This is a genomic window from Bacteroides sp., from assembly GCF_028690125.1.
Classification (GTDB): domain Bacteria; phylum Bacteroidota; class Bacteroidia; order Bacteroidales; family Bacteroidaceae; genus Bacteroides.
This window is the reverse complement of record NZ_JAQVBV010000081.1, coordinates 1-9,342: the sequence shown is the minus strand read 5'-3', so window position 1 is coordinate 9,342 and position 9,342 is coordinate 1. Positions and strand designations below refer to the sequence as shown.

Annotated in this window: 19 protein-coding genes; all 19 read right to left on the bottom strand. The window is 41.8% G+C overall.

Annotated features, from left to right (window positions below):
- Positions 1-101: 101 nt before the first annotated feature.
- Genes PHO71_RS24580 through PHO71_RS24490 form a run of 19 tightly spaced genes read right to left on the bottom strand, consistent with a single transcriptional unit; the run spans position 102 to position 9,204 of the window.
- The gene (locus PHO71_RS24580) at positions 102-389 is read right to left on the bottom strand and encodes a hypothetical protein (RefSeq protein ID WP_300208747.1); all 288 of its coding nucleotides are present in this window, start codon (positions 387-389) and stop codon (positions 102-104) included.
- A 25-nt stretch (positions 390-414) separates the two neighbouring features.
- A complete protein-coding gene (locus PHO71_RS24575; protein WP_300208745.1) occupies positions 415-939 on the bottom strand; it encodes a DNA N-6-adenine-methyltransferase in 525 nt (174 codons plus the stop codon).
- Positions 940-962: 23 nt separating this feature from the next.
- The gene (locus PHO71_RS24570; protein ID WP_300208743.1) at positions 963-1,736 is read right to left on the bottom strand and encodes a site-specific DNA-methyltransferase; all 774 of its coding nucleotides are present in this window, start codon (positions 1,734-1,736) and stop codon (positions 963-965) included.
- The gene (locus PHO71_RS24565; protein ID WP_300208741.1) at positions 1,733-2,011 is read right to left on the bottom strand and encodes a hypothetical protein; all 279 of its coding nucleotides are present in this window, start codon (positions 2,009-2,011) and stop codon (positions 1,733-1,735) included. The genes PHO71_RS24570 and PHO71_RS24565 overlap by 4 nt, the downstream gene beginning before the upstream one ends.
- Positions 2,012-2,022: 11 nt before the next feature.
- Positions 2,023-2,892: a hypothetical protein gene (locus PHO71_RS24560; RefSeq protein WP_300208739.1), complete on the bottom strand. Its 870-nt coding sequence runs from the start codon at positions 2,890-2,892 to the stop codon at positions 2,023-2,025.
- A gap of 20 nt (positions 2,893-2,912) precedes the next feature.
- The gene (locus tag PHO71_RS24555) at positions 2,913-4,967 is read right to left on the bottom strand and encodes a DNA cytosine methyltransferase (protein WP_300208737.1); all 2,055 of its coding nucleotides are present in this window, start codon (positions 4,965-4,967) and stop codon (positions 2,913-2,915) included.
- A complete protein-coding gene (locus PHO71_RS24550; RefSeq protein ID WP_300208735.1) occupies positions 4,964-5,167 on the bottom strand; it encodes a hypothetical protein in 204 nt (67 codons plus the stop codon). The genes PHO71_RS24555 and PHO71_RS24550 overlap by 4 nt, the downstream gene beginning before the upstream one ends.
- An 11-nt stretch (positions 5,168-5,178) precedes the next feature.
- Complete coding sequence (locus PHO71_RS24545) at positions 5,179-5,433, bottom strand: hypothetical protein (RefSeq protein ID WP_300208733.1); 255 nt, start codon at positions 5,431-5,433, stop codon at positions 5,179-5,181.
- Between the two features lie 2 nt (positions 5,434-5,435).
- Entirely contained in the window at positions 5,436-5,957 is a 522-nt protein-coding gene (locus tag PHO71_RS24540; protein ID WP_300208731.1) for a hypothetical protein, read from the bottom strand.
- A 10-nt stretch (positions 5,958-5,967) separates the two neighbouring features.
- The gene (locus PHO71_RS24535; RefSeq protein ID WP_300208729.1) at positions 5,968-6,198 is read right to left on the bottom strand and encodes a hypothetical protein; all 231 of its coding nucleotides are present in this window, start codon (positions 6,196-6,198) and stop codon (positions 5,968-5,970) included.
- Positions 6,199-6,201: 3 nt separating this feature from the next.
- Positions 6,202-7,119 carry a PriCT-2 domain-containing protein gene (locus PHO71_RS24530; protein ID WP_300208726.1) on the bottom strand — a complete coding sequence of 306 codons (918 nt, stop codon included), beginning with the start codon at positions 7,117-7,119 and terminating at the stop codon, positions 6,202-6,204.
- A 23-nt stretch (positions 7,120-7,142) separates the two neighbouring features.
- Positions 7,143-7,571, bottom strand: coding sequence for a hypothetical protein (locus PHO71_RS24525; RefSeq protein WP_300208724.1), 429 nt, complete (start codon positions 7,569-7,571; stop codon positions 7,143-7,145).
- A gap of 21 nt (positions 7,572-7,592) precedes the next feature.
- Positions 7,593-7,844 (bottom strand): hypothetical protein, encoded by a 252-nt coding sequence (locus PHO71_RS24520; protein WP_300208722.1) that lies wholly within the window; start codon positions 7,842-7,844, stop codon positions 7,593-7,595.
- A 29-nt stretch (positions 7,845-7,873) separates the two neighbouring features.
- Positions 7,874-8,029: a hypothetical protein gene (locus tag PHO71_RS24515; protein WP_300208720.1), complete on the bottom strand. Its 156-nt coding sequence runs from the start codon at positions 8,027-8,029 to the stop codon at positions 7,874-7,876.
- A 6-nt stretch (positions 8,030-8,035) separates the two neighbouring features.
- Positions 8,036-8,218, bottom strand: a complete 183-nt coding sequence (locus tag PHO71_RS24510) for a hypothetical protein (RefSeq protein ID WP_300208718.1) — start codon at positions 8,216-8,218, stop codon at positions 8,036-8,038.
- Positions 8,208-8,456 carry a hypothetical protein gene (locus PHO71_RS24505; RefSeq protein ID WP_300208716.1) on the bottom strand — a complete coding sequence of 83 codons (249 nt, stop codon included), beginning with the start codon at positions 8,454-8,456 and terminating at the stop codon, positions 8,208-8,210. The genes PHO71_RS24510 and PHO71_RS24505 overlap by 11 nt, the downstream gene beginning before the upstream one ends.
- Positions 8,457-8,490: 34 nt before the next feature.
- Positions 8,491-8,619, bottom strand: coding sequence for a demethylase (locus PHO71_RS24500; protein WP_300208713.1), 129 nt, complete (start codon positions 8,617-8,619; stop codon positions 8,491-8,493).
- A gap of 22 nt (positions 8,620-8,641) precedes the next feature.
- Positions 8,642-8,875, bottom strand: a complete 234-nt coding sequence (locus PHO71_RS24495) for a hypothetical protein (protein ID WP_300208711.1) — start codon at positions 8,873-8,875, stop codon at positions 8,642-8,644.
- A 17-nt stretch (positions 8,876-8,892) separates the two neighbouring features.
- Entirely contained in the window at positions 8,893-9,204 is a 312-nt protein-coding gene (locus PHO71_RS24490) for a hypothetical protein (RefSeq protein WP_300208709.1), read from the bottom strand.
- Between the last annotated feature and the right edge of the window lie 138 nt (positions 9,205-9,342).

Here is a 9,342-nt window from a genome sequence, read left to right as displayed (position 1 = left end):
CCCGGAGCGGATGAAGTATGTAAGGTTGCCCACCCTTGTCTTTTTGCCCTGCATGCTTTTCGGTAGCTAAGGCAATGGCTTTCTCTAATAATTCCTGTTCGTCAATCATTTCTTTCTGTTTTTTCAGATTTCAATTCAACTACATCTTTCTTGCTTTTATCTATTCCCACCTGATATCCCTTTTCAATGCCGGACAGATAACCTTTTTTATATCCTGTTCTTTTCTCTCCATACTGCAAGAGCACAAAACCAATCACTATAAATATCAACCCAAACGAGCGCGGCCAATACGGCAACGAAATACTGAATGGTTTGAACGATACAGACAAATGCCCGATAAAAAGCATTGCTAACACAAATAAAACGGCACCAATACATAAACTTTTCATATCTACCTCCACTTTTATGTTATAACTAAAATACTAATGACTGTTGTATTACACATTTTTTCTGCATTGACTTAAAAATGTGTCCTTTCAATCCGCTCTCCTCAATTGATTGAGTATTACTTTCCCCAAATGCAATTAACACCGAGCCTGAACCGGGCTGCCCCCCCATTGTTCCATCTGGACGAAAGAAGCGAACTCTACCTTTCAGAAAGAAAATGCTATCTGCCACCGGAAATATAAACGAATGAAACATTTTGTTATCACTTCGATTATAAAGTAGTGCTATTCCGTTGTTATGAATAGCCATACGTTCCATGAACTGCGTAATTGTGGGCTGACTATATGGCGGATTAAGCCAAACTCTCCCAAACCACTCTTTGGATATCCCATCGTCTTCCATAGTATAGAACTTTTCAGCAGAATGATTAAAGTTCCAGGCTATATCCGATGTACATGGGTCTAAATCGAACTTACCTAAAGCATGAATAATTTCAGGTGGTGTGTACCATTCTACAGTTGTATTATCAGATGTTTCAAAATTCGTATTCATTTCTATCTTGATTATTCTATTTCTTATTCAAACTCAATCCTCGAACCCCTCATCATCCTCGCTGTCTTCACACGCCTATTCCCAATATCGGCATACTCCTCCTTCCACTCAAACACGATAAACCTTCGGTCGGTAATCACGGCAGCTTCGGCAGTAGTGCAACTTCCGCCACAATTATCAAGCACCGTATCACCCGGATTGGAATATGTATTTATCAGCCATGCCACAAGTGCAACCGGCTTTTGCGTAGGATGAATTGCCGGATGATCTTTTGGAAAATCAAGAATAGACACAGGATACTTCTTATTTGAAATGGTAGTTGGTGCCGTAGTTATCTTTCCCCAACATCGGTTTGTTTGTTCGGAAGTCCTATTGTTTCTTTTATGGTATACGGCACCAAGAGTTATCTGCGGGTGATACGTCGGTTGCTTTCGGTAAAACACACAAATGTCCTCGTGATTTCGCAATGGCATCTTATTTACATTCAGAAAACCCGTAATCCTGTTGCCCTTCTTCCATATCATGTTATAGCGCCATAATTTCGGCTGACTCTGCATCAACTCTGCCGTAAACATCCCCTGACCGAACAGGATAATGGCAGCATTCGGTTTGGCAACACGTAGATACTCTTTCCAAAGAGCGTCCAGCGGAAGACAGCGATCCCACGATGCTTCCTCGTTATATTTGTTCAGTACTCCGTAAGGAAGATCGCAAATAATCAGGTCCACGCTCCCGTCAGGAATGCGTTTCATGCCTTCCATGCAATTCTCTTGATATATTCTATCCAGTTCAATCATATTATTCCTATTTCTTCCCAAACCGCAAATCCATCTTCGATAATGGAACAACGGTGCCACACACCATCGTCCATCATATAGCCGATGGCGTGCGTGTGCCGGAGTTCTTCTACCAGTTCTTCAATGGTACACTCCTGCCGGAACAGCGGCCACACGTCGCCCTCATTGCTGAAGTCGGCAAGCAACTGGCATTCCACTTCCGGGAGCGGGACATTCGTGAAGAAGTCCCGCCCGAACATCACCATTTCACTACCATCGGTTACTGAAAGAATCACTCCGCACATCGTTACGCTTGGGCTACTACGTTCTTATTTTTCATAACATTCACCACACTGAAAAACTCCTCACTGCTCACGGGTTGCACTACAGCGGTGGTCAGCTCCTCATGGCAATGAACATAGACGAAACTATCGGCGAATGCGATGCCTGCCTGATACTCTTTTCCTACGATGCCAATGATTGAGTTCAGTGTCCCGCAAGGAATCACCGGAAGGGTTTGCATCTGTTTATATAGTTGCACCGCCTTGCGATTCCCCTCCACGTGCGACACCATCCGGAAGCGCAGCGGTTCGAGAGCGGTTGCCAACATCTGCGCTTCGGAAAGTGTAGTGTGAAGTTGCACCATCAACGACTGATCTTCGGTGATAATGACCGATTCGGGCGACTCGCCAAATTCCAACCGTGTCTGTTCTCCCTTTGTTATCAGTTTCTCGCGCACAAACCAGTCCAAGGGATGACCGTGTAGTTCCATCCCTGACAACTTCACCAGTTCTTCGCGACTGAATTTGATGGCCACCTGCCGAAAAGTATTATCCACGGCCGACACGATGTAATCGTATTGCTCTTTTAGTTCCAAAGCGACTTCGGTCAGCTTCGGTTCGGTGGTCACTTCCACACGGGGGGCGTACCAGTTTATCCCGTTCTCCGACTTCACAAGGGTGTACATCCATTTGTCCGGGCACACATTATTCGGAAATTCAAAGACGGAGATTCCCCCGTAGTCGTTGAACAGGTCGGGACTCCAGCCCACGGCTCCCACGCTTTCGGCAAGATCGTGAGCGGCTTGTTCGGCCGTTACTGCTTCGTTAATCAACTTTTTTAGTTTGTCACCAACGGGTGTGTCGGTGCTGATTCGGTAAAAGAAATCTTTGTTCATACTTATTTATTTTATGTAAATTATGCTGCAACCTTTCGCTTTTCAAGCAATTTCGAGCAAATGGCTTCGCACATCACACGAGCCATATTCACTTCCACTGCATTGCCTATAAACTTCTTCTGATCGGCTTGCGAACCGAAAAGAACATATTCTTCGGGAAATCCCATGATACGTTTGAGTTCGGGAATCCTCAGCATTCGCATCTTAATATCGAGAATGCCATACATAGCCATGAACTCTTTTATTTTCACGGTCATGGGCGAATCTGTATCATATATCTCATAAATAACGGTATTCCCTTCAAACCGAATGAAAGAAGGTACATCTTCACGACGTTCAGTAGTGCACTCGGCCAAGTATGGTGGCATCTTATCCATTCGGGCTATAAGAGTGAAGCAGGGCTTATTTACATCGCCACCCGCACTACTATACTGAGGATTGACCAAGTAATGCCATTTCCGATTAGCTGTAACCACTGGAGATGGACTATTAATGTTACTTCCCACATTTCCGAAATTAGTATTCATAAGCCAAGGGGTAACGAGTGCATACTTTGGATTTCCGGTAACACAACCTAACGGACGGTCAGGTGATGCCGGTTTACTTTGTCCGTACTGCTGGTCGATAAATATGGGAGATACTAATCTTTGTTTGGGAACTGTTGTCACGGCCGGGCATGGCTTATCCGCACCCGCAAGTTGTCCGCCTGCCGAATAGTAGTTCATAAAGAAAGGAGAAACTAATGCCAGTCTATCTTTAGTTAGCAACGTAGGGCAAGGCTGGTTTATATCTTTCCCGCCATCCTTATAATTATAGGAGCACATAAAAATAGGCTGAACATAGTTAAAACGATCCTTTGTTGGCACCGTAGGACACGGAGCTTCAACCGAACTCACATTATCCCCACTACCATAATATGCCGCCAAAAAATTGGTACTCACCATAGCATGATGATCGATACAAGTAATAGCTCCGGCTGGCTGCTCCACGCTGATGCTCTTACCGTCGGGACTACCACCAAACTGCTTGGAAAGGAAATTCACACGAGCCACACCTAGACGATTCTGACAACTTACCGTCGGACATGGGTCATCTATCCCTGGAGCAATATATCCCCCACTGCGATTCATGGAATTCCATTTCACCATGAAAGCATCTTTTCCACCGGCTACAAATCTTATCAATCCATTATACAATCGTGCTTTGGTAGGTTCTACATACTCTTTCTTTCGTCCGAAAATAGACTCACCCTCATCCGATAAATCGAGTGCATCCTTAACAGGATTCCACTTTTTACGCTTATCAAACAAATCATTGCCTCCGTTCTTACTATGAGTCGGTTCCGGGAAAACAATAGGAAGTCCCTCTTTGGCAAAAATTCCAAAGAAACGTTTCCGGGAAGTACGTGCTGCATAGTCTGCCGCATCCAATATTCTTTTATCAAACAGGTACCCGCACTGTTTCACCTGATTCACCCAACGCCGATAATCAACTCCTTTCTTTTTTGGATCAGGAACCATCTGCGGGGTAAGGGCATAGCCTTTATGCAACTTCCCATTTTTACCTATGACCTTCTTCTTTCCTTTTTTTACGTTACAAGGGCAATATTCGGCTCCCGATTTAGTTTTGGATGTCTTTACGATCAGTGGTCCCCATGTCATAAACTCCTTCACATTTTCTATTTCAATATAATCAGGATTAATGGCATCGATATACCTAAACAAGTGTTCCGCCAGCGTTCGGCTATCCGCGTCCCGACTTTGCCCACCTTTGGCATTTGAGAAGTTGGTACATTCCAACGATGCCCAAAGTACGACTTTTGCGTTGGGATAAAGAGTCTTCATTTTCAACACATGTGCCGCCAAAGGACTCAAATTAAGCGTTCGGATGTCTTCGGTGAAATGCAATGCTTCCGGATGATTGGCAGCGTGCGAAGCGATGGCATTTGCATCATGGTTCACACAAGCGATAACCTTGGCACATTCTTTTTCATTGACACGAGCAAACTCTACACCGGTAGATGTTCCACCGGCTCCGCAAAACAGGTCGATGTATAATTGAACTATATCATTCATTTGCTTTTCTTTCTATAAGGGTAGTAGCTATCCCAAAAGTTATTAATCACATCGAAAGCATTCTCTTTGTCTACCTGAATCAAATGCCCGATTACTTGAATAGCAGCTCCCAGTGTGATAAACAGGTAGCCAATAAGATACAAGGGAATGACGAAAAGAAGTAGATATACTTCTGCTGCTTTATATGTTATTTTATTCATTGGTACTTACTTTAAAACAAACTTGGTAGTTCAACCTTTTTCTTTTTACTCTTTTTTGCCAGTTCCGGCTTCACCCCCGTTTCTACGGCTTTAATGAACTCTTCGTATGGCAAGGAGTTATAGAACTTCACCCAATCCTGACGTATCAGTATATCTCGGTAAGGAATGTACAGAAATTGTTTCCCGTTGATGGGAATACCACCGGAGTGGTGGCAAATGCCGATGTACGGTTGCTGTGATGCTTGTGCTATTACTATGGCTTTCATAATTATTGTTGTCTTTGATTATCCTTTTCCCTGAATTCCTTTTGTTCTTTTTCAGAAAACACACTCTGAAAGTCCTTCTCGTTCGGTCGGAATTCAATCCTATAATCCAACTCTAATTTATCATTTATTCCATCCCCTTCCGCGAACTTAATCATGCCTAACACTTTGTCATCAATCGATAATAAAAATCGATCAGATACATCCTGGTGTCTAATGATAGAAACTCTCTTTATATCTTCCGAAGAAGGATCGTGACCAATATAAGCGGAAATTACGCTAAGCATAATCTGTTCTTCTGCCCTTGTTACAACTTCGGCAACTATATCAAATAGAGATTTTGTAGAAGAAATCATCTGGTCTACATCATCACACGAATATTGTATCAATAGACTGTGATCGGCCAAATAGGATACAGCTCCGCAACATGGAGTTGAACCAGCATGATCTTTATATATTTGTCCGCATACAGCACACTTTGAAATCATAGGTAATTTTCGCCTTTCAATTTTAATTGCTTCATTCATATCTTATTCATTACTCATTTATTTCTTCAAAGTCCGTCAGCAGATAAATGTGTTTTATCTCTACCCGCACGTCCAATAGTGTTTCAATCTCGTTTTTCGCAGCCCGAAAGACGGTAGAAGAACAGTGCATGTGCGTCTCTTCCGTCCGGTAAGGCAACGACATCTCTTCCGACATTTTTACGTCTTTCCCGTACCGCTGATACGCTGAAAAGTCTATTCTGAAATTCGCTCTCCGCAACATATTCTATTCTTTATTACTGTAAGTGATACCATACTGCCGACAAATAAAAAAGAATGTACCGATATTGACACGATTCGTAGTCCGAAGCAGGTTGGTAAACTTCCGCTCCGTCTCAGCATAGTTGTACTTCGCATACTGCCGACTGCAAATGTGGAAATACTTGCGACCGTTCTCGCCAAGGCTGGCAAGTGCCATTCCTACCGACTTCCAACTTTCATAATCGCCGGTGATGTCGATGCCATGTTCACTGATCTTGCCACAGCAACGTTCCACCTTCTTCAAATCGTCCATTTCGCGCTGGCAGGTGGGTGCAGGTGGTTCTTGTTCCTGGGTGAAATCTGGTTGCACATACACACCCGAATAAGGTTCGGCTTGCTCATTAATGTAGGGATGTTCGTCGTAGGACACACAGCGAAGACGACACACGTCCCGGCAACTGGAGTCTAAGTTGATGCCTATTTCCTTGTAGTCCTCACGCAGTTGATCGAACTGCATTTCGTGAAAATCGGGATAAAGCAACGGGATAATGGCGAAATATCCGTTTCCGCTTATCGAACGTGCTGCATAAGCCACCTCCGGGCGGGAAGTCAGCAACAGGTACACTTCTTCGATATGCGCGAACTGTGTGTTGTCCTTCCCGTCAATGTCTATGCAAATGAATCCTGAGTGTTGCTGCAATGTAGCTTTTGAGCGTGGATAGCTAAACGCACCGCTTACCGTCGCCAGTGGAAGGCTGACTTTGATTGCGTCTCTGGACTCTTTGTCGGGTAAAGTGCGAAGATGAAGTATTTCATCACGATGGCGGACACTACTCAGAAAATTGCTAAGTAGGGTGTACGTTCCGGTGGTGTCCTTCACTCCGTTGTACACGGAGACGTAGACGTTGAATATACTATCGTTCGCAAATAAAGTTGTTTTCATCTTTACTTTATTCGATTTGATTGTTATTTACCATGTTCTCTAAGCCATTGTTCTGACTCTAAAATTTCAGAAATCTTTACAAATAGTGTCAATATCATAGATGATTGAAATACTGAATCAACATTATGCGGAGTGAGAGCAACTTCATTAGGCAGACATCCGGGACAACGAGTATCAATATCCAATCCGCAAGCATTGCCAGGAACGGTGATATGTTCTGGTCCCCATTCTCCCCATGTCACCCGAAGATAACATGGCAGCATGTGTTCTTCTACTGTATCTCTCCGATGTCCTTTGAGGATATAATTACCCAAATTCCGTATCAGATTATCGACCTTCTCTTGATTTATCTCGGATTGAGCAACTGCTTCTTTCCATTTAGGCGTCAATATTATGTTGAAACCTGCACCGCCCATTTCTCCGCTGGGACACCATCCTTGTAGTCTATACATAAACGCTCCTTTCTTTATCGTTTATAGTGATTTTAAAAGTTCCTCTTTAGATAGTGCATAGTTTTTCTCTAAATCAGATTCGTATACTACAACTCTATGCCCGGCACTTTCTCCTATGCGTAGCTTATATTTACAAGACGGGGTGTAGGGTTCGTTGGTATTATAATTAAAATCAGAGGTAGCTTCTACTGTTTCTACCATGAACTCCTGCACTTTGTTGTTGTAGATAGCCCAAACCTTTTGTCCGGGCGTGAATTTTGTTTTTATTATCATGTTGGTTCCTTATTTTATTGTGTTTTACGCTAATGTTTACCACTCGAATGTCTGATAACAGAGACTACCATCCATTCTACATTATCTCCGAGTTCTTCAACTCCTTTGCGAGTTAATTTTGATTCATCAAAAGACTTATCAATTTCTTCCCATAGCCCATTTTTGTTAATCAGCAACTTATACATATCTATTTAGATTTTCTTTAATTGTTTTTTCGCCATAATATGCGGATTGTCCTCATTCCTATCTATATCTACCATGTAATTAGGAGAGGATAACCATTCTGGGAAGTATGGATTAGGGAGTATCCTTTTTATAGTACCGGTTTGCCCGGTCTCCCTTACTACTATTTTGTCACCTTCTTTAAACTTCATTTCTTCTTTTATTAAATTTTAAAATTGCTGATTCCATAGCGTCATCAGAAGCCTTTTCTATAACATTGAATATGCTATCTGCTCTTTGAAATTCCCTTGTAAAGCGATTATCAGGAACAACATATATTGTATCTGTTATTTCTGTCACCCTTTGCACAGGAAATATAGTCAGATACACATTTTCGGTTTTGCAACTTACCAGTGAGGCGACTGCGAGAATTAATAGTATTTTCTTCATATCTTTATTGATATTAATTATCTTCGTTTTCTATTTATTGATATTCCAAGCAGTAATCTAGCAGATTCTCATAAGGGTCTTCAATATCAACATCAATCCCAAAACATTCTGTCAATTTAGCGCAATTTCCACAACAAGGTTCTTCTACATCTTCATATCCCATCGTTTTACTCCTTTCTTACTTGTTATACGCATGTTTTACAAAAGAAATACTTCCCTTTTTCGGCATAGGGAGTATAAGGTAGGCTCCCATTATTGTGAAGCTGTAAGGCAGCTTTAGCACCTTGTTCTGTAAATGTATCAGCAGAAAAACCATTGAATCTTGATTCTCCTTCGGCTTTGAATTGTAGCTGATATTCCATTTCTTCAGTGTCAATATTATAGCACCGACCAATTCTTGCTTTTATAATCTTCTTCATTTACTGTTATTTATAGATTAATCATCCTCATCTTTTTCATTATCCCAAATATCTGCACAAGCCTGTTTGATTTCTTCCAAAAAATTACCATCTTCCAACTTCTTATTAAAGCTATCAAACAGTTCTGTATTACCAGATAATGATGCAGGTTCCGAATCACCATCTTGTAATCGTTTGTGTGGAAAGTAAGCTTCGTACTCATGTCCATAAAACTTAAATACGAGATAGTACATTATAGGGTACTGAATATCATTCTCATCGTATTTCCAATTATTCAACTCACCGTAAACAAGGGTGATATTTTCTGTAAGCTGTTTGTTAAAAATCATACTTTAGTTCCTTTCTTTATTGTTATTAGTAAAAGGGCGAATCCGAATAATTATTAAAGTGTCAAATTCTAAAATTATTGCAGAAATGGATGCGCCCTCTCGCTTTTTATTCCTAATTTTGCTATTGTCAAATTTTAA